The sequence below is a fragment of the Streptomyces sp. NPDC096136 genome (genome assembly GCF_044763325.1).
GTDB lineage: Bacteria > Actinomycetota > Actinomycetes > Streptomycetales > Streptomycetaceae > Streptomyces.
On the sequence record NZ_JBIWFZ010000002.1, the window covers coordinates 56,162 to 79,695 of the forward strand.

Genomic DNA, 23,534 nt, shown 5'->3' on the forward strand with positions numbered 1-23,534 from the left:
CAGTTCGTAGGTGGCAACCTATGATTGGTTTCAGCCTACAATCCCGCCATGGCTTCCCCCGCTCTGCCCGTCCCCCGACTGACCGCTCTCACCCCCTACTTGCTCTCCAAGGTGGGCAAGACGGCCCGCACCCTCGTCGGCGACCGGCTCGCCGCGCGCGGGCTGCGGCTGTGGGACATGGCCGTGCTCGCCGCGCTCGCCGACTCCGGGCCGCTGGCGCAGCGGGAGCTCGCCGAAGGCCTCGCGCTGCATCCGAGCGACGTGGCCAAGGTGCTCGACTGCCTGGCGCGGCTCGGGCACGTCGAGCGGGAGCGCGATCCGGCCGACCGGCGCCGGGTGCTGGTGCGCCTCACCGGGCAGGGCCTCGGCCTGCTCGACGAACTGACCGCCGGGACCGAGGCCGTACGGGACCAGCTGCTGGCCCCACTCGAAGAAGCCGAACGGGCCACCCTCCACGCGCTCCTGCTGCGCGTGTACGCGGAGACGCCGGCAGGGTCGGCGCCTAAGGCGGCCAAGGCGGCCAAGGCGGCCAAGGCGCCGATGCCGGGCTGACGCCACCTCGTACTTCTGCCGGACATGTGGGCAGGTGTCACGGAGGGGGGACGAGCAGCCCGACCGTCCCCTCCCGGGGCACGACGGAATCCTCGGCCGGCACCGCACGCGCATCCCCGTTGATCCACACCGCCCCTATCGGCTCACACCGTGCCGGGGGCGCGTGTGGTTTCACCGTCCGGGGGCCTGGCTGGTCCGGTCGTCGTTCAGGCGGGCCCGCCACTCGCCGACGCAGGCGTCGGACATGGAGGCCAGGCGGGCGATTTCGGCGTCGCTGCGCCCGTCGGACCAGGCCAGGATTCGTGCCACGGTACGGTTCCGTCCGGCGCGGAATTCCTTGAGCATGTTCTCCAGACGTTCGACTTCCGCGCCCTCGAAGGCGAGTTGCTGTTCGACGCCCGTGCGTTCCTCGGCGCGCAGGCGCCGGAGGTAGGTGTCCAGGCCGGTCAGGACGAGGCCGTGTTCGTGCGCGGTGTTCTGGAACCTCTCGGTCAGGTCGGTCAGTACGCAGTCGGGGACGTCGGCGAGGGTGGCTCCGGGCGGCTTGGCCGCCTCCCAGGCGGCTCTGCCCGACTCCGTCGTCTCCAGCCAGGCACCGGCGTCCGTCGGGGTACGGTCGCCGCACGCCCGTGCGCGGTAGGCGTAGAGCGCGGCGCGGTGGCCGTAGAAGGTGAAGCCGTCCTCGATCTGCCGGTCGGCGGCGCGGCAGGCCCTGCCCGGTACTCCCCCGTAGCCGGTGTCGGGGTGGTAGGCGGCGTAGGCGTCGAGTTCGGCGTCGGCGGCCGCGGACCAGGAGGGTTCGCACAGTTCGGGGTTGGCGGCGAGGAACGCGCCGACCTCCACGCGCCAGGCGGGGGCCGGTGTCGTGCGGAGCCCGGGCCAGTGGAGCGCACCGGTGGGGTCGAGGGTGTGGGCGGTGGTGTGTTCGATGTCGTCCCAGGCGGTGGCGGCCTCGGCCGACCACTCCAGTTCGCCGTGCGGCCCGATCCGGTGGACCGAGTCGACGAGGCGCTGCACGGCGGGCAGGACGCGCAGTGCGAGTGCGTGGAGCTCTTCCGCGGTGAAGAAGCGCCAGGTGCAGCCGTCCCGCTGGTCATGGGTGAGGTGGCCGAGGAGTTGCACCATGATGCCGGGAGCGGGGATGGTCCCGTCGCCGAGTGCCCTGCGGGGAAGTCCGGGGAGTTGGCCTGCGAGGCCTTCTCGCGGAGCCCTCCAGTCGATGTCGCCGAACCAGACGGCGCCGTCGTTCGCGTCGACCGCCAGCCACTGCCGGTATCCCGTTCCGGGGCCGTAGCGCTGGTCCTGCTGTTCGGCGTGCTCGTCGTGCCATACGTACTCGGCTGGGGGCGGGTCCAGCTCTGCGGCCAAGAAGCCGTCCTCGGGGCGGTAGCCGGTGAGGACGCGGGCCACTCTCGGCGCGCTGTCGGCTGCGGTCATGAGGGGTTTCCTCTCGCTGGAACGTCAACCGCGGCCACCGTAGTCCGCCGGCCAGATAGTAGTTTAATTTTCAGCCACCGTGTCCGATAGTCGGACACCCTCGGGGCGCTGGTGTCGTGGCGGGGTCTACGCGCGTGCAAGCGGTCGGCAAGTTGGCTGATTTGCTCGGTCTTCATGGTGTGTTCACTCCACGGCCGGGTCCGCAGCTGCCGAGCGACGCGGCCGGCCCGCCGCTCGTGGCCGGCCGGCCGCCGTACGCGTTCAGGAAAGTGCGGCCAACGCCTGGGCGGCGAGCATCTGTTCCAGGTCCAGTACGGCGCGCGGGGTGTGCCGGGTGTCGATGCGCACGGCGTAGATGAAGCGCGTCAACCGCGGTGCGGCCAAGGGGCGGGCGACGACCTCGGGGCTGGCGCGGGGCAGGGCCAGCCGGGGCATGAGCGCCACGCACAGGCCTGCGGCCACGAAGCCGAGCACGGTGTTGAAGTCGTCTCCCTCGTATTGCAGGCGGGCCTGGAAGCCGGGTGTCTCGGCCATCTGCGCGAGCAGTTCCAGGCGCAGTGCGGCCTCCGGGGCGGCGATCCACGTCTCGGAAGCGAGGCTGGCCAGGTCGATGACCTCCCTGTCGGCCAGGCGGTGGTGCGCCGGGACGACGGCCACCACCGGGTCCCGGGCCAGCAGCGTCCGGCGCAGCATCCGGGGCGGGGGCGCGGGGATGAAGTCGTAGTCGTAGCTGAGGGCCAGGTCCATGTCGCCGCGCTTGAGCCGGCTGTAGCCGGCTTCCGGTTCGATCTGGCTGAGGCTGACCTGGACGTGGGGGTAGGCGCCGTGAAGCCGGGCCAGGGCCTGGGGAACGATGCCGGTGGCGGCCGAGGCGAAGGCCCCGAGGCGGATCCGTCCGGCGGTGCCGGCGCGCATGGCGTCGAGTTCGGCCAGCGCCGCCGCAAGGGCGCTGCGGACGCCCTGCTCGGCGTCGAGGAGGACTTCCCCGGCCGGTGTGGCGCGCACGGGGCGGCGTTCGAGCACCCGCAGACCCGCGCGGCGTTCGAGTTCGGCTATCTGCTGGGAGACGGCGGGCGGGCTGTAGCCGAGCTCGCGTGCGGCGGCACTGAAGGAGCCGTGCCGTACGACGGCTTCGAGGGTGGCGAGCAGGCGGGGGTCGAGTCCGTGCACGGAGTTAAGGCTCACTTATCTGTCGCGAAGATGTGTTTTCTTGTGGTTCCAGATGAACGCCAGCAGGATTCTTGCTCGCGGCAGGAAAAACGCAAGCCAGCGCTCCTGGGCCGCGCGAACGCCTCCCCCAGCCGACGCGGCACCCTCCCGCCCGCACCCCGTCCGCTCCCCCGCCGCAGCCCCCGTGGCCGGGCCGGGCCGTCGGACGGGTGCGGATCCAGCCGTCGACGGCCACCCCTCATACCCCGAAAGGAAGTGGTATGCCCCCGCCACCACTCATCGGCCTCACCACCTACCTCGCCCACGCGCAGTGGGGCGAGTGGGACCTCCCCGCCGCAGTGCTTCCCGCGGCGTACACGGACTGCGTCCGGGCGGCGGGCGGCCGCACCGTGCTGCTGCCACCGGACGCGACATCGGCCGCGGCCGATGTCGTCGGGCGTCTGGACGCGATCGTCCTGACGGGGGGCGAGGACCTGGACCCCGCCCTGTACGGGGCGGTGCCCCACCCCCGCACGGGGCCTCCGGTGCGCGAGCGCGACGCATGGGAGCGGGCCGTACTGGCCGCCGGCCTCGCCCGCGGCCTCCCCGTGCTCGGCGTGTGCCGCGGAATGCAGCTGATGAACGTGCACGCGGGCGGCACCCTCGTCCAGCACCTGCCCGACCGTGTGGGCCACCACGGACACAACCCCTACCGGGGCCATTTCTGCGCCCACGCCGTGACCAGTGTGCCGGGAACGCGGATCGGCTCCCTCCTGCCGGGGACCCGGCAGGTCGCCACGCACCACCATCAGGCGGTGGACCGCCTGGGCGCGGGGCTGGTCGTGGCGGCTCGCGCGGCGGACGGCACCGTCGAGGCGCTCGAGAGCACCCGTCACCGCTTCGCCGTGGGGGTCCAGTGGCACCCGGAGATGGGTGCCGACGCCCCGGTCATCGAGGCCCTGGTGGCCGCCGCCACCCTCGCCGCGGCCGCCGAAAGGACCGCGGGGGCCGGACCGAAGGAGCACACGGCGCGAAGCTCGCCGGGCGGGATCTTTCCGACACAGGTGTCTTGACACCCTGCGGTGCACCCCGGAGGATCACAGCGTGAACCTGTCAGACAGCCAGACAGGTGGCCCCCTTCCGCGGCGCGTCAGCGCCATGGAAGCGGTCTTCGGCCACCTGCGCAGCGCCATCGAGCGCGGTGAGTACGTCGTGGGCGACAAGCTCCCCTCCGAAGCCGAGTTGTGCCGCACCCTCGAGGTCAGCCGCCCCGTCCTGCGGGAGGCCCTTCGGGCCCTGCAGGCCATGGGGCTGACCGTCTCGAAGAGCGGCAAGGGCACCTTCGTCGTGGCCAACACGGTCGAGGACCCCACCTTCGGCGACTACGCCGCCAGCGACCTGCTGGAGGTGCGCCGGCACGTCGAGATCCCGGTCGCCGGGTACGCCGCCCTGCGCCGTACCCCGGAGGACCTGGACCATCTGGCCCACCTGCTGAACCGGATGGAGCAGGAGACCGACACCACCGCATGGGTGGCGATGGACACCGTCTTCCACCTGGCGGTGGCCGAGGCCTCCCGCAACCCCGTCTTCCGCCGTGTCATCGAGGAGATCCGCGACGCGCTGGCGCGTCAGTCGACCTTCCTCAACGAACTGGGCGGCCGGCGCGAGCAGTCCAACTGCGAGCACCGGGCGATCCTCGAGGCGCTGGCCGACGGCAGCGAGCACGACGCCGTGGAGGCCATGTCCCACCACCTGCTGCGGGTCGAGACGACCCTCACCGACATCGTGCGCCCCCAGCGCACGGCCCCACCTACGGAAGGCAGACCCGAGGCGTGAGCGAGCAGTTCCTCGAAGACGAGAAGCGCCCCACGACCCGTCACGTCGACGCCGGGGACACCGGCTACAGCAAGTCCTTGAAACCCCGGCACGTCAACATGATCGCCATCGGAGGTGCGATCGGCACCGGGCTCTTCCTCGGCGCGGGCGGACGCCTCGCCGACGCCGGCCCGTCACTGTTCGTCGCCTACGCCGTCTGCGGGATCTTCGCGTTCCTCGTCGTGCGCGCGCTCGGCGAGCTCGTCCTGTACCGGCCGTCCTCCGGCGCCTTCGTCTCCTACGCCCGGGAGTTCCTCGGGGAGAAGGGCGCCTACACCGCGGGCTGGATGTACTTCCTCAACTGGGCGACCACCGGCATCGCCGACATCACCGCCGTGGCCACCTACACCCACTACTGGCACCTGTTCTCCGACGTCCCGCAGTGGGTGATCGCCCTCGTGGCCCTGGCCGTGGTCCTCACCGTGAACCTCATCTCGGTGCGGATCTTCGGCGAACTGGAGTTCTGGTTCGCCATCGTCAAGGTCGGCGCCCTGGTCGTCTTCATGGGGATCGCGATCTTCCTCCTGGTCACCCGGCACCCCGTCGACGGCGCCGTCCCGGGCCCGGCCCTGATCACCGGCAACGGCGGGATCTTCCCCAACGGGCTGCTTCCCATGCTGCTGATCATCCAGGGTGTCGTCTTCGCCTACGCCTCGGTCGAGCTGGTCGGCGTCACGGCCGGCGAGACCGAGAACCCCGAGGAGATCATGCCGAAGGCGATCAACTCCATCATGTGGCGCGTGGGCCTCTTCTACGTCGGCTCGGTCGTCCTGCTGTCGATGCTGATGCCCTGGAGCAGCTACAGCGCGGGCCAGAGCCCGTTCGTGACCGTGCTCTCCCACATCGGCATCCCAGCGGCCGGCGACGTGATGAACCTGGTCGTCCTCACCGCGGCCATGTCCTCCCTCAACTCCGGCCTCTACTCCACCGGCCGCATCCTGCGCTCGATGGCCGTCAACGGCTCCGCCCCGGGCTTCACCGCCCGGCTCAGCCGCACCCAGGTCCCCTACGGGGGCATCCTCCTCACCAGCGGCATGTGCGTCCTGGGCGTCGGGCTCAACTTCGTGGTCCCCGCGGACGCCTTCGAGATCGTCCTCAACCTCGCCGCGATCGGCATCCTCGCCACGTGGGGCATGATCATGATCTGCCACCTGCTCTTCTGGCGGAAGACCCGCAGCGGCGAGCTCACCCGTCCCTCCTACCGCCTGCCCGGATCGCCGTGGACCGAACTGGTGACGCTGGCCTTCCTCGTCTCCGTGCTGGCCCTCATGTACGCCGACGGAGGAGCCGCGCGCACCACGGTGCTGTGCGTGCCGCTGATCGCCGCGGCGCTGGTCGCCGGCTGGTTCGCGGTCCGCGGCCGCGTGGCGCGCGCCGCCGCCCACAGCGACAGCTGAGCCGGGTGCGGTCCGCCCCGGTCGTCCTCGGGGCGGGCCACACCCGGCCGGCCCGTTCAGCAACAACCCACCACCGAACGAGGCAGTGATGCGCAGCCCCCTCCTCGCGGACGCTCCCGCGATCCGCGAGCCCCAGCATGTCCCCGTCGCCCACGTCGTACGGGGCGGTGTGATCGAGGGCGTCCACCACGGTTCCGTCGTCGTCCTCGACGGCGGGGGCGGCGTCCGGTTGGGCCTCGGCGACATCGAGGCCGCCTGCTACCCGCGCTCGGCCCTCAAACCGGTCCAGGCCGTCGCCATGGTCCGGGCCGGCCTGCCGCTCGACGGGGCCCTGCTCTCACTCGCGATGGGGAGCCACTCCGGCGAGGAGCACCACCTGGCGGGCACCCGGATCATCCTGGAACTGGCCGGGCTCACCGAGGACGACCTGCGCAACGTCCCCGACCTTCCGTACGCCCCGGCCGTCCGGGACGCCTGGGTCCGCGAGGGCCGCGGGCCGTCCCGACTCGCCCAGAACTGCTCCGGCAAGCACGCGGCGATGCTGTACCTGTGCAAGCGGTCCGGCTGGCCCCTGGAGAGCTACCTCGACGCGGACCACCCGCTCCAGAAGATGATCGCCGAGGTGGTCGAGGAACTCACCGGCCAGCACATCGCGCACGTCACCGTCGACGGCTGCGGATCGCCGCTGTTCGCCGTGTCCCTGCACGGCCTGGCCCGCGCCGGTGCCCGCATCGCCACGGCCGCGCCGGACACCGCCGAGCACCGGGTCGCCAACGCGCTGCGCCACCATCCGGAGATGGCCTCCGGCACAGGGCGGGACACGGCCGAACTGATGCGGGCGGTGCCCGGGCTGCTGGCCAAGGACGGCTTCGAGGGGGTCCAGGTCGCCGCACTGCCCGACGGCCGGGCCATCGCCGTGAAGATCGCCGACGGGGCCGCCCGGGCACGTATCGCGGTGACGGCCGCCGCCCTCGCCCGTGCGGGAGTCGAGGCCGGGCTGCTCGCCGGATTCGCGGGCGAGCCGGTGACCGGCGGCGGCCGGACCGTCGGCGGCGTCCGCCCGGCGGCGGCCCTGAACCCGCCCGGCTCCCCGACCGACAGCTGACCCCCGCCGTCCCCTTTCCAGACCACTCCGATCCACCCACCCCAGGAAGGACCCGCACAGCCATGACCGCCTCCAGCCGCAGGGAACACGATCTGCTCGGAGACCGCGACGTCCCCGCCGACGCCTACTGGGGCGTCCACACCCTGCGCGCCACCGAGAACTTCCCCATCACGGGCACGCCGATCTGCGCCTACCCCCACCTGATCGACGCCCTCGCCGCCGTCAAGGAGGCCGCGGCCCTCGCCAACTCGGAACTCGGCCTGCTGGAGCCCGCGAAAGCGGCCGCGATCGTCGCCGTCTGCCAGGAGATCCGCGCGGGCGGGCTCCACGACCAGTTCGTCGTCGACGTCATCCAGGGCGGCGCCGGCACCTCGACCAACATGAACGCCAACGAGGTCATAGCCAACCGGGCGCTGGAGCTGCTGGGACGCGCCCGGGGCGACTACCGGTACCTGCACCCCAACGAAGACGTCAACCTCGGCCAGTCCACCAACGACGTCTACCCGACCGCCGTTCGGATCGCGACCGTCTTCGCGGTCCGCGGCCTGCTCGACGCCATGGCCGTCCTGCAGAACGCCTTCGCCCGCAAGGCCACCGAGTTCCACGACGTTCTGAAGATGGGCCGCACCCAGCTCCAGGACGCCGTGCCGATGACGCTGGGACAGGAGTTCTCCGCCTTCGCCGTCATGCTCGACGAGGACCGCAGCCGGCTCGCGGAGGCAGTCGGCCTCATCCACGAGATCAACCTCGGCGCCACCGCCATCGGCACCGGCCTCAACGCCCCGGCCGGATACGCCGAGGCAGCCCGCCGCCACCTGGCCGGCATCACCGGCCTGCCCCTGGTCACCGCTCCCGACCTCGTGGAAGCCACCCAGGACTGCGGCGCCTTCGTCCAGATGTCCGGCGTCCTCAAGCGCATCGCCGTCAAGCTGTCCAAGACCTGCAACGACCTGCGCCTGCTGTCCTCCGGGCCCCGCGCCGGACTCGGCGAGATCAACCTGCCGCCGGTCCAGGCGGGCTCCAGCATCATGCCCGGCAAGGTCAACCCGGTGATCCCCGAGGTCGTCAACCAGGTCGCCTTCGAGGTCATCGGCAACGACGTCACCATCACCATGGCCGCGGAAGCCGGACAGCTCCAGCTCAACGCCTTCGAGCCGGTCATCCTGCACTCGCTGTCGAAGTCCGTCACCCACCTGCGCGCGGCGTGCCTCACCCTCGCGGAACGGTGCGTGGGCGGCATCACCGCCAACACCGAGATGCTGCGCGCCACCGTCGAGAACTCCATCGGGCTGGTGACGGCCCTGAACCCGCACATCGGGTACACCGCCGCCACCGACATCGCCAAGGAGGCCCTCACCACCGGCCGCGGTGTGGCCGAACTCGTCCTGGAACGGGGCCTGCTGCCGGCCGAACGACTCGCCGCCCTGCTGCGGCCCGAGATGATCGCGGGTACCGCCCCGGCCCGTACCTGATACCGAAGGGGCCGCGCGCGGCCGGCGGACCCGGTGGGACGGCAGGACGTCAGTGACGGCTCAGCGGTCGTGCGGAGGGTGGGGCGGGGGTGGCGGGAGGGTGGTGGTGGGGGGTGCGCTCTCCGGCCAGACGAGCAGGACCGGGCAGGGGGCGTGGTCGACGATGAAGCGGCTTGCGGGCCCGAGGCTGCGGGGTCCCAGGTGGGTTCGGTCGCCGTCGCGGGCGAGGATCAGCAGGTCGGCGCCTTCGGCGGCGGCCACGACTTCGCGTTCGACGCGGCCGGCGCGTTCCTGCCGGATGCACGGGCGTCCCAGCCGGGCGGCCGCGCCGGCCAGGAGCTGTTCGCCCGCCGCATGGGCCAGGTGCTCCACCCGTGTACCGGGGTCGCGATCGGGGCGGGCCCGGCCCAGCAGCCCGGCGTACGCGCCGTGCGCCAGGCCGGGTGCCTGGGGAGCACTGACGTGGAGCAGGACCGGTTCGGTGTCCGCTGGGGTGTGGACGCGTGCGGCGTCGACGCAGGCGGGCCAGGTGCCTTCGACGATCCAGACGATGACGCTCACCGTGTTCAGCCTCCGATCGTGTGGAGTGAGACCCACAGTGCCGGCACCGCCAGCAGCAGTGCGGCCGGCGTGGCGAGCAGGCCGAGGCGGGTGAACTCGCCCAGCTCCACGTCGGTGTCGTGTTCGCGCACGATGCGCCGCCAGAGCAGCGTGGCCAGGGAGCCGGCGTAGGTGAGGTTGGGGCCGATGTTCACCCCGAGGAGCACGGCCAGGACGGCGCCCGCCCCGGTGGGCGCGGTCAGCGGGAGCAGTACCAGGACGGCGGGCAGGTTGTTGATCACGTTCGCCAGGACGGCCGCCAGTGCCGCGATCGCCAGCAGGGCCGGCAGGTCGGTTCCGGTCGGAATCACGCGGCCCAGCACGTCCGCCAGGCCGTTGTCGACCACGGCCTGGACGACGATGCCGAGGGCCAGTACGAAGACGCAGAACGGAAGCGCCGCGGCCCGTACGATCGCCGGCGCCGTGGTGCGCCGCCGTGCCAAGGCGCGGGCGGCCAGGACCGCGGCGCCCGCGGCCGCGGCCCAGGCCGGGTCGATACCGGCTACCGAGGCCAGCACGAATCCCGCGAGGGTGCCCGCCACCGTGAGCAGGGCGAACAGCGGCGGCCGCGGTGCGTCGGCGGCGGGCGGGGCGTCGGCGCCCGCGTCCAGGTCGGTGGCGAAGAAGCGGCGGATCACCACGTACTCGACTCCGATGGCGGCCAGCCAGGGCAGCGCCATCAGTGCGGCGAACCGGGTGAAGGCCAGGCCGCTGGCGGCGAAGGCCAGCAGGTTGGTCAGGTTGGAGACGGGCAGCAGCAGCGAGGCGGTGTTCGAGAGGTGGGTGCAGGCGTAGACGTGCGGCTTGGCGCGGGCGCCCAGCCGTGCGGCGGTGGCGAAGACCACCGGAGTCAGCAGCACCACGGTGGCGTCGAGGCTGAGGACCGCTGTGATGAGGGAAGCCATCACGAAGACGAGGACCAGCAGGCGGCGGGGGCGGCCCGCCGCCCGGCGCGCCATCCACGCGCCGCAGGCGTGGAACAGGCCTTCGTCGTCGCACAGCTGGGCCAGGACCAGAACCGCCGCGAGGAAGCCGATCACCGGCCCGAGCCGGGCGGCCTCGGCCGCCGCATCGTCGAGGGAGATCGCGCCGACGGCGACGGCCACTCCCGCGGCAGGGACGGCCACGACCGCCTCCGGCCAGCCCCAGGGCCTGATCACCGCACAGCCCAGGACCACGAGGAGCAGGATGAGCGACAGCACTTCAGCGAACAGGACGTTCAGGGCCGGAGCCTTTCAGGGGGCGGTGCAGAAGGCCGCTTCGGACGCCGCACCGCCACTCCGCTACCGCCTGGTGGGCCCCCGGCTGTAGGTCAGGCCGGGTTGATGTTCTCCGCCTGCAGGCCCTTCTGGCCCTGGGTGACGTCGAACGACACGGCCTGGCCCTCCTGGAGCGCTCGGAAACCCGAGGAGTTGATCGCGGAGTAGTGGGCGAAGACGTCCGGACCGCCGCCGTCCTGCGCGATGAAGCCGAAGCCCTTTTCCGCGTTGAACCACTTCACAGTGCCCGTGGCCATATCCATGCCTTCCAGCCGGGAAAAGCCTTCGCGCACCGTGCGGAAGGCTGAGGTGATCGCCTTGGTTCCTGCGGCACAGCACAGCAGAACGCCGGCGCCTCGGCGTAGGCGGAGGGAGCGTCCGAACCTCGACAGCTGGCCCAGACGGTACACGCCCGCGCCCCCGGTTCCGGGAGGAGGAACGGTGGCGCGTCACGGATGCGGGGGTCTGGCACCGGGCTCCGGCGCCGGGCTCCGGCGGCGGCGGGCCTCCGAGCCCGGTCGGCGGATTCACTCCTTCGGCCGCACGGCTGCCCTGCGAATGAGGATCCGGCCGGCGGCCTGGGTGCGCCTCCGCCGGGGTGAAGCCCGCCGCACGACGCATTGCGCGTCGGCACCGCGGGAAGAGCACTCACGTGATCCACACCTCGCTGGTGTGCCAGGGCTGCTCCGGCACCCTCTACGCCGTCTCGATCCGCGGCGCCGGCGCCGCACTGCCCACCTGGGAGGTCGACCACGACCACTCACCGGCCTCCTGCCCTCTGCGCCCTCTGCTTCCGCTGGAGGGAACGGCCGCCCACATCCGGGAGCTGTCCGACGCGGACCACGTCCTGACGAGACCGGCCTGACGGCCATCCGCCCGCCGTCGGGTCCCAGGGCCGACACCGCGATGCCGTCCCGGCGCCGGCGCATGTCGACGTGCGGCCGAGTGGGTCAGGCGGCGGCGGGCTGGGGCCGGGGCAGTTCGGCCCGGCCGAAGAGGAGGGCGTAGCCGTCGGGGAGTCGGCACAGGATCCTGGTGACGAGGTCGGGTCCGGCAAGGCGGCCGACGACGGCCAGGACGGCGCCGGTGTCCCAGCGGGTGGTGGCGGGCGTGGCGCCGGTGCGGGCGGCCAGGTCCTTGACGAACCCCCAGCCGGTGACCGGTTGCGGGTCGGGGATCTGGGCGGTCAGGGTGAGGGCGGCTTCGACGGGCAGGCAGCGGGCGAGGTCGCTGCGCTCCTGGCCGGTGAGCCGGCGGCCGAGGGCGGCCAGGACGTGGTGGACGGCTTCCGCGGCGCGTTCGCGGGTGGGGTAGGCACCCTCGTAGCGCACGCTTTCCAGCATCTGGTCGAACGTCATGAGGGTGCGGGACGGGTTCGCTTGAGGCTGGTCGTACACGGCTGTGGCTGCCTTTCTGTGCGGAGGGGAACCGGTCTGCGGCCGGTGGGGTCAGGCGGGTTGGGGGTGGCCGAAGAGGATGTCGTAGCCGGGCGGGAGCTGGAGCAGGACCTCGCGGGTGAGGGCGTCTCCCGCGGCGGAGGCCGCGGTGGACAGGACCGCCCCGATGTCCCACAGGGCCGTCTCCTCGGTGGCGCCTTCGATCCAGGCCGCCGTCGCGCGGACGAAGCGCTCCGGGGAGAGCGGCTCGGCCGCCCGCAGGGGGTTCAGGAGGATCAGGGCGTAGGCCTCGGGGAGCCGGGCGGCCAGCTCGGCCCGGACCGTGCCGACCAGGTGGGCGCCCAGCAGGGCCAGGACCACGCGCGCCACACGGTCGGCTTCGCCGGGGGTCTCGTACGCGCCGCGTTCCTGGACTCGGGCCAGGAACGGCTCCCTGCGCATCGACATCGACCTCACCTCCGGAGAACGAAGGGGTGGGGAAGACCAAGGGGGCGGAGGGCGGGTGCCGGAGGGGGGGATCGAGGCGTCCCGCCCTCCGCGGTCCCTGGTGCGGGGTCAGCCGGAGATCTGCTTGCGGCCGGCTTCGCCGCTGATGCTGATCTTGCGGGGCTTGGCGCGCTCGGCGATCGGGATCCGCAGGGTCAGGACGCCCGCCTCGTAGCCGGCCTCGATGCGCTCGGTGTCGAGGGTGTCGGCGAGCATGATCTGCCGGGAGAAGACGCCGAGGGGCCGTTCGGAGAGTTCCATCTGCACGGTGTCGCCCTTGGCGGCCGGGCGCCGCTCGGCCTTCACCGTCAGCATGTTCCGCTCGACGTCGATGTCGATCGCCTCCGTGCTCACACCGGGCAGGTCGAACGCGATCACGTAGGCGTCGCCCTCCCGGTAGGCGTCCATCGGCATGACCGACGGCTTCGACCAGGTCCCGGACGTACCCGACAGCTGCTGGACGATCCGGTCCATCTCGCGGAACGGGTCGGTGCGCATCAACATCGCGAAACACCTCCACTTGGTTCAGGCAGGAACTGCCAATGCGCTTCAACGTGCTTCCGTTGTAACATGTCATCGAAACGATGACAAGCACGGTGTCATCGAAAGGGTGACAAGCCGCCGGAGGGTGCCATGACCGAAGCAGAACCGCCGACCCCAGCGGTCTCCTTCCACGCCGCCGCGGCGGCACTGGAGGCCATCAGCCGGTCCGTGAAGGAGGCGCAGCAGTCCTCACCGGGCACCTCGACGGCTTCGGCCCCGCCCGCCGACGACGCCGGCCCGCACCCGGCCCTGGCCGCCCTGCTGGTGCTCCGCGAGGTCCGCGAGCAGCTCACCGGCTGGGAGAGCGTCCTGATCGAAACCGCCCGTGGCCAGGGCGCCAGCTGGGCCGACCTCGCCGCACCGCTCGGGGTCGCCAGTCGGCAGGCCGCCGAACGCCGCTACCTGCGGCTGCGCCCCGGCGCCGCGGGAAGCACGGGGGAACAGCGGGTCCAGGCCACCCGGGACTCGCGCGCGGCCGACCGGTCGGTCAACGCCTGGGCCCGCGACAACGCGGCCGACCTACGCCGGCTCGCCGGCCAGGTCACCTCCCTCGCCGACCTCCCCGCCAGCGCGGACGGGGCGATCGGCGAGCTGAACCTGGCCCTCGCCGACAGCGACGCCGCCCGCCTGGTGGGCCCCCTGACCGCCTCCCGGGACCACCTGCGGCCCCAGGACGCCGGCCTCACCGACCGCATCGACGCCATGACCCGCCACACCGACCGGCTCCGCCAGGACAGCAACGACCAGCGCAACTCCTGAGCCGCCCGACCCGGCCGCCAGCCGGGTCACTTCGCCGTCGCCTCCGGGCGTGGCGGGGTCGGATGGTGGAGCATCCGGCGGAGGATGCGGGGGCGGGCGAGCTCGAGGGGGGAACCCACGAAGGCGAGCGATCTGAGGAGTGCGGACGCGGTGTCCGGGTCCTGCGCGGCGGCGGCCATGAGACGGCGGAAGGACGAGCCCAGAAGCCGGGCGCTGAATCCGTCCTGCATGAGGCTGTAGTCGCCGATCTTGGACAGCCACCACGCTGCACGGGTGGCGTCGTGCACAGAGGCGAAGAAGCGACGGGCCAATGGCCTGGTGCCGTCCTCGGCAAGGCATTCGCCGAGCAGGACGGCTTCGCGGGCGGCCAGCGAAATCCCGGCGCCGTAGACGGGGTTGACCGAGCAGAGGGCGTCCCCGATGGCCAGCAGTCCGTCGGGGAAGCGCTTCAACCGGTCGTAGCGGCGCCGGACCCCGCACGGGAAGCGGTAGACCGCGATCGGATCCAGCGGTTCGGCGCGCCGTAGCTCGCCCATGACGTCGGGAGGGGCGATCGCGGCGGCGAAGTCCAGGAATTCCCCGTCGCCTTCAGGGGGCCGGACGTTGCCGTAACCGTGCAGGGAGACCACCCAACTGCCGTTCTCCTGCGCTGCGAGGACCATCCCGCGTGGCCGGGAGGGGGTGGCGCCGATCATGAGGGCCCGGTCGGCGCCGAGCGCATCGGGCGGGAGGGCGAAATGCCGGCTGGCGTACGTGACGTTGATCCGGGTGCGCTCCTCCGGGGCTCTTCGATAGCCCATTTCCTCCAGCCAGGCTCCGCTCCGCGCACCGCGGCCCATCGCATCGACGACGAGGTCCGCCTCCAGGACCTCACCCCCGGCTCCTCCCCTGCCCGGATGCAGGCCCACGCCACGTACGGCCGCTTCTCCCCCGGCGCCGTCGGTGACCAGCCCGGTGGCCTCTGCGCCGTCGCGGAGGGACAGGGACGGCAGCCGCAACACGCGCTCGCGGAGCTCGGCTTCCAGGAACGGCCGTGATGCCATGATCGCGTCGATTCCCGCGAACGTCTGCGGCAACGTGTGGCCGTGGTAGGTGATGCGGCTCTGGCTGCCGAGCTCGGCGCTCACGGCACCGTGGGCCAGGCACTGCTCGATCAGCCCGGGGAACAGCCGTTCCATCTGCTGTGCCGCGTGTGCCAGGACGGTGTGGATGTGCGGGCTCTGCGGAACTCCCCGCCGGGCGCCGCCGTCTGCCCGCCGCCCCTTGACCCGGTCGCGTTCCACCAGTGTCACGCGGGCGAAATGACGGGTGAGCACCGCGGCGGTGCACAGCCCCGCGATGCCCGCGCCCAGCACGACGGCGTGGTCACGGGCGGCGGGGGGCTCGGAGCGACGCATCGGGACGACCTCCAACGGGTGGACGGGGCGCGAGCCTTGGCCGCCGTCGCGCCGGACAGGTGTTCGGGGTTCAGGGCCCCCAGGCCCTCACCGGCCTCAAGGGCTGACGTGGCCGAAGCCGACCTGCTCCCGCTGGCCGTCGCCGTTCCGCTGCTCGGCTCCGCCCTCCTGGCACTGGGCGGACGCCGCCTGCCCCGCCTGGGCTGCGACCTCCTCGCCGCCTGCGTCGCGGCCCTGGAGGTGGTGGTGCTGGCCCGGCTCTGGGCCGAGAGCGGCAGCATCGCCACCGCCGACCTCGGCGGCTGGCCGGCCCAGGTGGGCATCGTGCTGGCCGCCGACCCGATCGGCGCCGGCCTGGCCCTGCTGGTCGCCGTCCTCGTCCTCGCGGTGATCCTCTATTCCTGGCGGTACTTCGACGAGCCGACAGGGGGACGGGCCGGGGTGTTCCCGGCGCTGATCCTGCTGTTCGAGGCCGGCATGGTCGGTTTCGCCCTCACCGGCGACCTGTTCAACGCCTTCGTCTTCTTCGAACTCATGGGCGCGGCCGCCTACGCCCTGACCGGCTACCGCATCGAGGATCCCCGCCCCCTGCACGGGGCGCTCACCTTCGGCATCGTCAACTCCTTCGCCGCCTACTGCTCCCTGCTCGGCATCGCCCTCCTCTACGCCCGCACCGGCGAACTCAACCTCGCCCGCCTCGGTCAGCAGCTCGCCGGACACCGCACCGACCTGCTGACCGTCACCGCGTTCGTCCTGGTCTGCACGGCCCTGCTGGTGAAGGCCGCCGCCGTGCCGTTCCACTTCTGGCTGCCCGACGCCCACTCCGTCGCGCCGACACCGGTGTGCATGCTGATGTCCGGCGTCATGGTCGAACTCGGTGTCTACGGCATCGCCCGCGTCTACTGGACCGTGTTCTCCGGTCCCGGCGGCCTCCCCCACGAGGCGTTCCGCACCACCTTCACCGCGCTCGGCGCCGTCACCGCGCTGCTCGGCGCCGTGATGTGCTGGCAGCAGCGGCACCTGAAGCGGCTGCTCGCCTTCTCCACCATCAGCCACGTCGGCCTGTTCCTGGTCGGCATCGCCCTGCTCACCCCCGACGGCGCCGCCGGCACGGCGCTGTACGTCGCCGCCCACGGCCTGGTGAAGGCCGCCCTGTTCGGCCTCACCGGTGTCCTGCTGGACCGGTTCGGGTCCGTCGACGAGTACGGCCTGCACGGCAGGGCCCGCCCGCTGCGCGCGGTCGGCCTGCTGTTCGCCGCCGGGGCACTCGCGCTGGCCGGACTGCCCCCGTTCGGCACCGGCCTGGGCAAGGCGCTGACCGAGGACGCCGCAGGCCGCCTCCAGCCCTGGCTGCCCGTGGTCTTCGTCGCCGCCTCGGCCGTCACCGGGGCGGCCGTCCTGCGCGCGGGACTGCGGGTCTTCTTCGGCGTCGGGCCCGTGCCACGCGCCCGACCTGCCGACGACGTCACCACCGGCGAGGGCGAGGAGCCGGAAATCCGTGAGCCGGAGCGCAATCTCCCGCCCATGATGCTGGCCGTCCCCGCCACCCTTCTGGGCCTCGGCCTGCTGCTGGGCTGCGTGCCCGCCGTCGCCACCGCCCTGGCGGGCGGCGCGGCCGCCTTCACCGATCCGGCCCGCTACACCGCCGCCGTCACCCCCACGGGGGGTCCCGCCGCGGCAGCCGTCGCCGGGGAGGCCGGCTGGACCGGGGCGGGCATCGCCCTCGGCCTGCTCTCCGCCGGACTTGCCTGCGCCCTCGCCACCACGGCCGCCCTGCGGCCCACCCCCGCCCGACCGGCCCTGCCACTCGTACGGGTGCTGCGCCGCCTGCACTCCGGGCACCTCGGCGACTACCTCGCCTGGCTCGCCCTCGGCGTGGCCGTGCTCTGCGCCGCGATCGCCGCCCAGGCCTGAACCGTCGCCCGGACCGGCCGCGGGGGGCGAGGGAGGTGGGGGCGGACGCGTCCGGGCCGTGCGGCAGGGCCGGTCGGCCCGTCGGCATGGTCGGGACGGCGCTGCCGTCGCCGTGACGCCGGCCGGGAGCCCAGGCGTAGCCGCAGGTCAGGGGGGCGAGGGTGCGGTCGGCGAGCGGCCCCGTGCCGATCGTGCACCCGGTCGCCCGGTGCGCGCCGTGTCGGGCGGCGCGTGCCGGGTAGGCGCCGCTCATCGACGGGTGCGGTGGCGGCGGCGCCGCACGGTGGAGAGGAGCTGCTGTGGGGCGCGATCGGGTGAACGGGGCCGGCGAGCGGATCGCCGATCCGTGGGGCCGCCGTACGCCCTACGGCCGGGGTGGCCGGTGGCCCGTACGGATGGACTCCTGCCTGGCCGACGGAGTCGCCGAGGGGGAGGTCGACGCGTGGGTGCGGACGGCCTCGCTCCTGCACTCCGACGGTGACGCGATGGACATCGCCGTCCGGGACGGGCGGATCGTCGGGGTCCGCGGCCGGGCCGGCGACCGCGTCAACCGCGGCCGACTGGAGCCGAAGGACCTGTACACGTGGCAGGCCAACGCCTCCCCGGACCGGCTGACCCGGCCGCTCGTCCGGGAGGGCGGACTCCTCGTGGAGAGCGACTGGCCGACGGCGATGGGCCGCGTCGTCGCCCGGTCGCAGGAGCTCATCGGCTCCCTCGGGCCGGAGGCGGTCGCGTTCTACACCTCCGGGCAGCTGTTCCTGGAGGAGTACTACACGCTGGCCGTCCTGGCCCGTGCCGGGATCGGCACCCCGCACCTGGACGGCAACACCCGGCTGTGCACGGCGACGGCGGGCGAGTCGCTGAAGGAGTCCTTCGGCAGCGACGGGCAGCCCGGCTCGTACGAGGACATCGACCACGCCGATGTGATCGCCCTGTTCGGGCACAACATCGCCGAGACGCAGGCCGTGCAGTGGATGCGGATCCTGGACCGGCTGGACGGAGACGGGCCGCCCCGCCTGCTGTGCGTGGACCCGCGGCTCACGCCGGTGGCCCGCCGGGCGACCGTGCACCTGGCGCCCCGGCTCGGCACCAACGTGGCCCTGCTCAACGCCCTGCTGCACGAGATCATCCGGCAGGGCCGGACCGACCCCGGGTTCATCGCCCGGCACACGGTCGGCTTCGAGGCGCTGCGCGAGCAGGTCGAACCGTGCACGACGCGGTGGGCCGCGGGGATCTGCGACGTGCCGGCGGCCGCGATCGAGGAGGCCGCCGAGCTGCTCGGCACCGCCGACCGGCTGCTGTCGACCGTGCTGCAGGGGTTCTACCAGGCCAACCAGGCGACCGCGGCCGCCGTCCAGGTCAACAACCTGCACCTGATCCGCGGCATGCTCGGCCGCCCCGGTGCGGGGGTGCTCCAGATGAACGGCCAGCCCACCGCCGAGAACACCCGCGAATGCGGGGCTGACGGGGATCTTCCGGGCTTCAGGAACTGGCAGAACGAGGAGCACGTGGGCGACCTCGCGAAGGTGTGGAACGTGGAGCCGTCGGCCATCCCGCACGACGGGCCGCCCACCCATGCCATGGAGATCTTCCGCCTGGCGGAGCGGGGCTCGGTGCGGATGCTGTGGATCAGCGCCACCAACCCGGCCGTGTCCCTGCCCGAACTGGCCCGGGTCCGCTCCGTCCTCTCCCGGGAGAGCCTGTTCACGGTCGTCCAGGACGTGTTCCCCACCGAGACGGCGCAGTTCGCCGACGTGGTGCTGCCCGCGGCCACCTGGGGTGAGAAGACGGGCACCTTCACCAACGCCGACCGCACCGTCCACCTGTCCGAGAAGGCCGTCGATCCGCCCGGCGAGGCCCGGCCGGACCTCGACATCTTCCTCGACTACGCGGCCCGTATGGGCTTCGAGGACAAGGACGGCGGCCCGCTGGTCCACTGGAGCGTCCCGGAAGAGGCCTTCGAGGCGTGGAAGCGGTGCAGCGCCGGACGCCCCTGCGACTACACCGGCCTGAGTTACGCGAAACTCCGCGGCCCCAGCGGCATCCAGTGGCCGTGCACCGAGCACGCCCCCGACGGCACCGACCGCCTCTACGGCGAAGGCGCGGCCTGGGCGCACCCGGACCTGTGCGAGACGTACGGCAAGGACCTGGTGACCGGCGAGCCGCTGGGCGAGGAGCGCTACCGGTCGATGAACCCGGACGGGAAGGCCCTCATCAGACCCGCCCCCTACCTGGCCCCGCAGGAGTGGCCGGACGAGGACCACCCCTTCCAGCTGACCACCGGGCGCACCCTCTACCACTTCCACACCCGCACCAAGACCGGACGGGTGCCCCAACTCGCCCGCGCGGCACCGGACGTATGGGTGGAGATCGCCGGCTCCGACGCGGCACGGCTCGAACTGGCGGCGGGCGACCTCGTCGAGGTCACCACGCGCTGCGGGACGCTGCGCGGACGGCTGCGCCTCGGGTCCGTCCGCCCGGGCGTCCTGTTCGTGCCCTTCCACTACGGGTACTGGGACACCCCGGCCGGCAACGCCCCGGCCCCCGGCGGTGCCGGGCGGGCCGCGAACGAGCTGATCCCCACCCTCTGGGACCCGGTCTCCAAGCAGCCGCAGTTCAAGACCGCCGCGGCCGCCCTCACCCTCGTCGAACGAGCGGCCGGGCCCGACCCTGCCGGCACCGCACCCCACGACGTCAGCCTGCCGGGGCGTCCTCGAAGGTGATCTCGCCGCTCCGGCGCAGTTCGGCCGCCATGTTGCGTTCCATCATCCGCAGGGCCGCGTCCGCGAGGCCGGCGTCGATGTGGGCGACCGCGTCGAGGGCCACGACGACGTCGAGGTGGCGGATGTGGGCGTCCAGGGCCGAGTAGAGCACGCACTGCTCGGTCACCTGCCCGCACAGCACCACCCGCCGGACCCCGAGCTGCCCCAGCAGGTAGGCCAGCGGGGTTTCGAAAAAGGCCGAGTGCCGCGCCTTGACGACGAACAGGGATTCCTCGTCGGGTGCGACCGGCTCGACCAGATCGGCGTAGTGGCCGGCCAGGGCGGCTTCGAGGATCTCGCCGTGGTGGGAGCGCCAACGGCCGAAGTTGTCGTTCACGTAGACGACCGGTGCTCCGGCGCCCCGCGCCCGCCCGAGGACGGCTCCCACGCCCGGAAGGGCTTCGCGCACGGAGCGCACCAGTACCTCGGCGTCCTCGTGCTCGTAGGTGTTCAGCATGTCGATCACGATGAGTGCCGTCCGGCCCATGTCGCCGCCTTCCGTCACGCCGGGCGCCTTCCCCCGTCGGCAGGTGTCAACCCACACCGGATCCTCCGCCGCGGCCCTCCCGGCTCCCTGCGAGGAGTGCGCGCAGACGTCACGGGTAGGCGCTCGGCATGGCCGCCGTCACGACACGCACGCCCGGACGCGTGTCCGCGCCCGGACCGGCCCGGCAGGGGCCGGTCCGGGGACGTCGGCCGCCCGGCTTCTTCGACCGAGGAGTGAGCATGACCCGTACACGGCCGAGTCCACGCACGAGCCAGGCTGGCCGGGGCAGGTGGGGGGCATGAACCGGGCCGCGCTCTTCGACGTGGACGGCACCCTCGCCGACACCAATCACCTCCACGTCACGTGCTGGTGGGAAGCCCTGCGGCAGGGCGGCCACAGCGTGGCGATGCACGACATCCACCGCGCGCTCGGGCTGCCCGGCGAGGACCTGCTCGAACACCTCCTGGGTACCGGCCGCGACAGGGACGAGGACGACACCCTGAGCGGGGCGCACGACACGCTCTACGGCACCTACTTCGACCGGCTGGCACCGCTGGACTCGGCAGCCGAGCTCCTGCGCGAGGTGCGCCGGCGGGGCTGGCAGGTGGTGCTCGTGACCTCCGCCCAGGACCACGAGCTGGAGGCCCTCCGCCGGGCCGTCGACGCCGACGACGCCATCACCGCGACGGCCAGCTCCGACGACGTCAGCGCAGGCAAGCCCGCACCCGACCCGATCCACCACGCCCTCGGCCTCGCGGACGCCCCCGCGTCCGGGGCCGTCTTCGTCGGCGACTCCGTCTGGGACATGGAGGCGGGCGCGCGGGCCGACGTCGCCTGTGTGGGGCTGCTCTGCGGCGGCATCCCGCGCGCCGACCTCGAACAGGCCGGCGCCCGGGCCGTCTACCGGGACCCGGCCGAACTCCTGGCCCACCTCGACCAGAGCCCGTTCGGCCTGCCTTGATGCTCAGAGGCGCCCGAGCGCGGGCAGGAGTTTCGCCTCGGCCCAGTCGAGGAAGGCCGCCTGCCGGTCGCCGCCGATCTGGACGAGGGCGACCTCGGTGAATCCGGCCTGCGCGTACGGGCGTACGGCCTCGACGAACGCGTCCACGTCGTCCCCGCACGGAATGGAGGCGGCCACGTCCTCGGGCCGGGTGTGCTGCGAGGCCTGCTCGAAGCCCGCCGGGCCCGGCAGCTCGCTGTTGACCCCCCAGCCGCCCAGCGCCCAGCGGAACTGGTCGTGGGCACGGGCCACCGCCGCGTCACGGTCGGGGTCGTAGCAGACGGGCAGCTGTCCGACCCTCGGCTTGCCCGCGCCGCCCTGGGCATCGAACCGCCGCAGGAGCTCCGCATCCGCTTCCGTCGCGATCACGAGGTCGGCGTACCGCCCGGCGAGTGCGCAGGAGCGGGGCCCGGAGACGGCGACGCCGATCGGCGGCGGCTCCTCGGGAAGGTCCCAGAGCTTGGCGTTCTCGACGTCGTAGTGGGCGCCGTGGTGGCTCACGTACCCGCCGCCGAACAGGCGCCGGATGATGCCGACGGCTTCCTCCAGCATCTCCAGCCGCACGTGTGCGGCGGGCCATCCGGCGCCGACGACGTGCTCGTTGAGGTTCTCGCCGGAGCCCAGCCCCAGGCGGAAACGGCCCCGGGACAGGATCTGCAGGGTCGCCGCCTTCTGCGCGACGACCGCGGGGTGGTAGCGGAACGTCGGGCAGGTCACGTACGTCATGAGCGGGATCCGGGAGGTGGCCTGTGCGGCCGCCCCGAGGACGCTCCACGCGTACGGGGCGTGCCCCTGGGAGTCCAGCCACGGGAACGAGTGGTCCGAGATGACGGAGAAGTCGAAACCCGCCCGTTCGGCTCCCACGAGGTGGGCGACCAGTTCCAGCGGTCCGGCCTGCTCGGTCATCATCGTGTACCCGATGCGTACCGGCATGACGACGCGTCCTTCCCATCGATCGTGCGAGGGGGCCGTTCGCGGCCCCCTCGCCCTGAACGGCCTGCCCCGGGGCGGTCGCCCGCCCGGGGGAGCCGCGGGGGCCGGCCTCAGCCGTACCGCTGCTCGTCCGGCCGGGCGGCGCCGGGCATCGCGGTCCCGGAGGAGGGCCCGGCCGTGTCGGCCGGCCTGATCCGCCCACGCCAGCCGCCGGTCTCCGCGCCCCGCTCCTCGATGAACCCCTTGAACCGCCTCAGGTCGCCCTTGACCCGGCGGTCCAGGATCCCCAGCACGTCCCCGGCCTTCTCCGCCATGCCATGGGGCTCGAAGGCCATGGCCAGGCTGACGCGGGTGTGGGCGTCGTCCAGACGCTGGAAGGTGACGACGCCGTTCTGCTCGACGTCGCCGGTCACCGACCGCCACGAGATCCGTTCGTCGATCATCTGGTCCACGATCTCCGTGTCGAACTCACGCTCGGCACCGGCCACCCTGGTCTTCCAGTGGCAGTGCCGTTCGTCGATCTGGCGCACCTCCTCCACGCCTTCCATGAAGCGCGGGAACTCCTCGAACTGCGTCCACTGGTTGTAGACGCTGCTCACCGGGACATCGATGTCGATGGATTCCTTCACCATGCTCACGAGGCCTCTCCTCCCTGCAGCCGTGTCGGCGCCCCGCCGACTGAGCCGCGCCTGCCCGGCCCGCCACGCTTCAACCCCGCGAGGCGCGCAGCACCTGGGCGCGGCGTCGTACGGCCAGGACGGATACGGCCCGACCGTCGGGGTACCCGGACCCCATGGACACGCGCCGACCCCGCGTCCTCGGGCCGCACCCGTGCGTGCCCCCGTCACGGGAGTCGTGCCGTGCTCCTTGTGTGACGGAGGAACCGAGGGGCCCCGCGCGAGGTGACGAGCTGCGGACGGCGGAGGTCGCGGCCGGCCCGAGCGCTGAGCCGACCGGCGTGCAGGACGCCGTCGCGATCTCCGCCGTGATCGAACAGGCCGAGGGCGCGC

At 72.8% G+C, this 23,534-nt stretch carries 23 protein-coding genes; 11 read left to right on the forward strand and 12 right to left on the reverse strand.

Annotated elements, in window-relative coordinates:
* Positions 1 to 48 precede the first annotated feature (48 nt).
* Positions 49 to 552 carry a MarR family winged helix-turn-helix transcriptional regulator gene (locus ACIRBY_RS03375; protein ID WP_403895424.1) on the forward strand — a complete coding sequence of 168 codons (504 nt, stop codon included), beginning with the start codon at positions 49 to 51 and terminating at the stop codon, positions 550 to 552.
* 171 nt (positions 553 to 723) lie between these two features.
* Here ACIRBY_RS03375 and ACIRBY_RS03380 read toward each other — a convergent pair whose 3' ends face one another.
* Together ACIRBY_RS03380 and ACIRBY_RS03385 are read right to left on the reverse strand one after the other, a co-directional pair.
* Positions 724 to 1,989: a hypothetical protein gene (locus ACIRBY_RS03380; protein WP_403895427.1), complete on the reverse strand. Its 1,266-nt coding sequence runs from the start codon at positions 1,987 to 1,989 to the stop codon at positions 724 to 726.
* A gap of 261 nt (positions 1,990 to 2,250) precedes the next feature.
* Positions 2,251 to 3,159, reverse strand: a complete 909-nt coding sequence (locus ACIRBY_RS03385) for a LysR family transcriptional regulator (RefSeq protein ID WP_403895430.1) — start codon at positions 3,157 to 3,159, stop codon at positions 2,251 to 2,253.
* 260 nt (positions 3,160 to 3,419) lie between these two features.
* Between ACIRBY_RS03385 and ACIRBY_RS03390 the strand changes: the two genes are divergently transcribed.
* From ACIRBY_RS03390 to aspA, 5 genes are all read left to right on the forward strand, one after another.
* Positions 3,420 to 4,211 (forward strand): gamma-glutamyl-gamma-aminobutyrate hydrolase family protein, encoded by a 792-nt coding sequence (locus tag ACIRBY_RS03390; RefSeq protein ID WP_403895432.1) that lies wholly within the window; start codon positions 3,420 to 3,422, stop codon positions 4,209 to 4,211.
* An 85-nt stretch (positions 4,212 to 4,296) separates the two neighbouring features.
* Positions 4,297 to 4,974, forward strand: a complete 678-nt coding sequence (locus ACIRBY_RS03395; RefSeq protein ID WP_403896853.1) for a FadR/GntR family transcriptional regulator — start codon at positions 4,297 to 4,299, stop codon at positions 4,972 to 4,974.
* Complete coding sequence (locus ACIRBY_RS03400) at positions 4,971 to 6,410, forward strand: amino acid permease (RefSeq protein WP_403895435.1); 1,440 nt, start codon at positions 4,971 to 4,973, stop codon at positions 6,408 to 6,410. Before ACIRBY_RS03395 ends, ACIRBY_RS03400 begins: the two co-directional genes overlap by 4 nt.
* An 88-nt stretch (positions 6,411 to 6,498) precedes the next feature.
* Positions 6,499 to 7,515, forward strand: a complete 1,017-nt coding sequence (locus ACIRBY_RS03405; RefSeq protein WP_403895438.1) for an asparaginase — start codon at positions 6,499 to 6,501, stop codon at positions 7,513 to 7,515.
* Positions 7,516 to 7,577: 62 nt separating this feature from the next.
* Complete coding sequence (aspA, locus tag ACIRBY_RS03410; RefSeq protein WP_403895441.1) at positions 7,578 to 8,987, forward strand: aspartate ammonia-lyase; 1,410 nt, start codon at positions 7,578 to 7,580, stop codon at positions 8,985 to 8,987.
* A 60-nt stretch (positions 8,988 to 9,047) separates the two neighbouring features.
* Here the strand turns inward: aspA and ACIRBY_RS03415 are convergent, their stop codons facing one another.
* The 3 genes from ACIRBY_RS03415 to ACIRBY_RS03425 form a co-directional block, all read right to left on the reverse strand.
* The gene (locus ACIRBY_RS03415) at positions 9,048 to 9,548 is read right to left on the reverse strand and encodes a universal stress protein (protein WP_403895444.1); all 501 of its coding nucleotides are present in this window, start codon (positions 9,546 to 9,548) and stop codon (positions 9,048 to 9,050) included.
* A 5-nt stretch (positions 9,549 to 9,553) separates the two neighbouring features.
* Positions 9,554 to 10,789, reverse strand: coding sequence for an SLC13 family permease (locus ACIRBY_RS03420; RefSeq protein ID WP_403895447.1), 1,236 nt, complete (start codon positions 10,787 to 10,789; stop codon positions 9,554 to 9,556).
* 110 nt (positions 10,790 to 10,899) lie between these two features.
* Entirely contained in the window at positions 10,900 to 11,103 is a 204-nt protein-coding gene (locus ACIRBY_RS03425; protein WP_403895450.1) for a cold-shock protein, read from the reverse strand.
* A gap of 395 nt (positions 11,104 to 11,498) precedes the next feature.
* Between ACIRBY_RS03425 and ACIRBY_RS03430 the strand changes: the two genes are divergently transcribed.
* Positions 11,499 to 11,711, forward strand: coding sequence for a hypothetical protein (locus ACIRBY_RS03430; protein WP_403895453.1), 213 nt, complete (start codon positions 11,499 to 11,501; stop codon positions 11,709 to 11,711).
* A gap of 85 nt (positions 11,712 to 11,796) precedes the next feature.
* Here the strand turns inward: ACIRBY_RS03430 and ACIRBY_RS03435 are convergent, their stop codons facing one another.
* The 3 genes from ACIRBY_RS03435 to ACIRBY_RS03445 form a co-directional block, all read right to left on the reverse strand.
* On the reverse strand, positions 11,797 to 12,204 hold the full coding sequence (locus ACIRBY_RS03435; protein ID WP_403895456.1) for a DUF2267 domain-containing protein: 408 nt from the start codon (positions 12,202 to 12,204) through the stop codon (positions 11,797 to 11,799).
* A 90-nt stretch (positions 12,205 to 12,294) separates the two neighbouring features.
* The gene (locus ACIRBY_RS03440) at positions 12,295 to 12,690 is read right to left on the reverse strand and encodes a DUF2267 domain-containing protein (RefSeq protein ID WP_403895459.1); all 396 of its coding nucleotides are present in this window, start codon (positions 12,688 to 12,690) and stop codon (positions 12,295 to 12,297) included.
* Positions 12,691 to 12,798: 108 nt separating this feature from the next.
* Positions 12,799 to 13,233: an Hsp20/alpha crystallin family protein gene (locus ACIRBY_RS03445; protein ID WP_403895462.1), complete on the reverse strand. Its 435-nt coding sequence runs from the start codon at positions 13,231 to 13,233 to the stop codon at positions 12,799 to 12,801.
* Between the two features lie 129 nt (positions 13,234 to 13,362).
* On the opposite strand from ACIRBY_RS03445, the gene ACIRBY_RS03450 reads away from it, so the two are divergent.
* The gene (locus tag ACIRBY_RS03450; protein ID WP_403895465.1) at positions 13,363 to 14,031 is read left to right on the forward strand and encodes an HSP18 transcriptional regulator; all 669 of its coding nucleotides are present in this window, start codon (positions 13,363 to 13,365) and stop codon (positions 14,029 to 14,031) included.
* A gap of 26 nt (positions 14,032 to 14,057) precedes the next feature.
* On the opposite strand, the gene ACIRBY_RS03455 is transcribed toward ACIRBY_RS03450, so the two are convergent.
* Positions 14,058 to 15,428: an NAD(P)/FAD-dependent oxidoreductase gene (locus ACIRBY_RS03455; RefSeq protein WP_403895468.1), complete on the reverse strand. Its 1,371-nt coding sequence runs from the start codon at positions 15,426 to 15,428 to the stop codon at positions 14,058 to 14,060.
* A gap of 108 nt (positions 15,429 to 15,536) precedes the next feature.
* On the opposite strand from ACIRBY_RS03455, the gene ACIRBY_RS03460 reads away from it, so the two are divergent.
* A complete protein-coding gene (locus ACIRBY_RS03460) occupies positions 15,537 to 17,342 on the forward strand; it encodes a complex I subunit 5 family protein (RefSeq protein WP_403895470.1) in 1,806 nt (601 codons plus the stop codon).
* Positions 17,343 to 17,656: 314 nt separating this feature from the next.
* Complete coding sequence (locus ACIRBY_RS03465; protein ID WP_403896856.1) at positions 17,657 to 20,065, forward strand: molybdopterin oxidoreductase family protein; 2,409 nt, start codon at positions 17,657 to 17,659, stop codon at positions 20,063 to 20,065.
* Here ACIRBY_RS03465 and ACIRBY_RS03470 read toward each other — a convergent pair.
* Positions 20,037 to 20,591, reverse strand: coding sequence for a cysteine hydrolase family protein (locus ACIRBY_RS03470; RefSeq protein WP_403896859.1), 555 nt, complete (start codon positions 20,589 to 20,591; stop codon positions 20,037 to 20,039). The genes ACIRBY_RS03465 and ACIRBY_RS03470 overlap by 29 nt on opposite strands.
* 298 nt (positions 20,592 to 20,889) lie before the next feature.
* Between ACIRBY_RS03470 and ACIRBY_RS03475 the strand changes: the two genes are divergently transcribed.
* On the forward strand, positions 20,890 to 21,552 hold the full coding sequence (locus tag ACIRBY_RS03475; protein ID WP_403895473.1) for an HAD family hydrolase: 663 nt from the start codon (positions 20,890 to 20,892) through the stop codon (positions 21,550 to 21,552).
* Between the two features lie 3 nt (positions 21,553 to 21,555).
* On the opposite strand, the gene ACIRBY_RS03480 is transcribed toward ACIRBY_RS03475, so the two are convergent.
* Positions 21,556 to 22,524, reverse strand: a complete 969-nt coding sequence (locus ACIRBY_RS03480; protein WP_403895476.1) for an LLM class F420-dependent oxidoreductase — start codon at positions 22,522 to 22,524, stop codon at positions 21,556 to 21,558.
* Between the two features lie 110 nt (positions 22,525 to 22,634).
* Positions 22,635 to 23,162, reverse strand: coding sequence for an SRPBCC family protein (locus ACIRBY_RS03485; RefSeq protein ID WP_403895479.1), 528 nt, complete (start codon positions 23,160 to 23,162; stop codon positions 22,635 to 22,637).
* Positions 23,163 to 23,534 lie beyond the last annotated feature (372 nt).

What these genes read in the sequence shown, in the direction of transcription:
- ACIRBY_RS03405 (WP_403895438.1), top strand. Translation starts at nt 6,499, where the DNA reads ATGCGCAGCCCCCTCCTCGCGGACGCTCCCGCGATCCGCGAGCCCCAG.
- ACIRBY_RS03480 (WP_403895476.1), bottom strand. Translation starts at nt 22,524, where the DNA reads ATGCCGGTACGCATCGGGTACACGATGATGACCGAGCAGGCCGGACCG.
- aspA (WP_403895441.1), top strand. Translation starts at nt 7,578, where the DNA reads ATGACCGCCTCCAGCCGCAGGGAACACGATCTGCTCGGAGACCGCGAC.
- ACIRBY_RS03380 (WP_403895427.1), bottom strand. Translation starts at nt 1,989, where the DNA reads ATGACCGCAGCCGACAGCGCGCCGAGAGTGGCCCGCGTCCTCACCGGC.
- ACIRBY_RS03455 (WP_403895468.1), bottom strand. Translation starts at nt 15,428, where the DNA reads ATGCGTCGCTCCGAGCCCCCCGCCGCCCGTGACCACGCCGTCGTGCTG.
- ACIRBY_RS03375 (WP_403895424.1), top strand. Translation starts at nt 49, where the DNA reads ATGGCTTCCCCCGCTCTGCCCGTCCCCCGACTGACCGCTCTCACCCCC.
- ACIRBY_RS03435 (WP_403895456.1), bottom strand. Translation starts at nt 12,204, where the DNA reads ATGACGTTCGACCAGATGCTGGAAAGCGTGCGCTACGAGGGTGCCTAC.
- ACIRBY_RS03470 (WP_403896859.1), bottom strand. Translation starts at nt 20,591, where the DNA reads ATGGGCCGGACGGCACTCATCGTGATCGACATGCTGAACACCTACGAG.
- ACIRBY_RS03390 (WP_403895432.1), top strand. Translation starts at nt 3,420, where the DNA reads ATGCCCCCGCCACCACTCATCGGCCTCACCACCTACCTCGCCCACGCG.
- ACIRBY_RS03445 (WP_403895462.1), bottom strand. Translation starts at nt 13,233, where the DNA reads ATGTTGATGCGCACCGACCCGTTCCGCGAGATGGACCGGATCGTCCAG.
- ACIRBY_RS03450 (WP_403895465.1), top strand. Translation starts at nt 13,363, where the DNA reads ATGACCGAAGCAGAACCGCCGACCCCAGCGGTCTCCTTCCACGCCGCC.
- ACIRBY_RS03475 (WP_403895473.1), top strand. Translation starts at nt 20,890, where the DNA reads ATGAACCGGGCCGCGCTCTTCGACGTGGACGGCACCCTCGCCGACACC.
- ACIRBY_RS03425 (WP_403895450.1), bottom strand. Translation starts at nt 11,103, where the DNA reads ATGGCCACGGGCACTGTGAAGTGGTTCAACGCGGAAAAGGGCTTCGGC.
- ACIRBY_RS03395 (WP_403896853.1), top strand. Translation starts at nt 4,297, where the DNA reads ATGGAAGCGGTCTTCGGCCACCTGCGCAGCGCCATCGAGCGCGGTGAG.
- ACIRBY_RS03440 (WP_403895459.1), bottom strand. Translation starts at nt 12,690, where the DNA reads ATGTCGATGCGCAGGGAGCCGTTCCTGGCCCGAGTCCAGGAACGCGGC.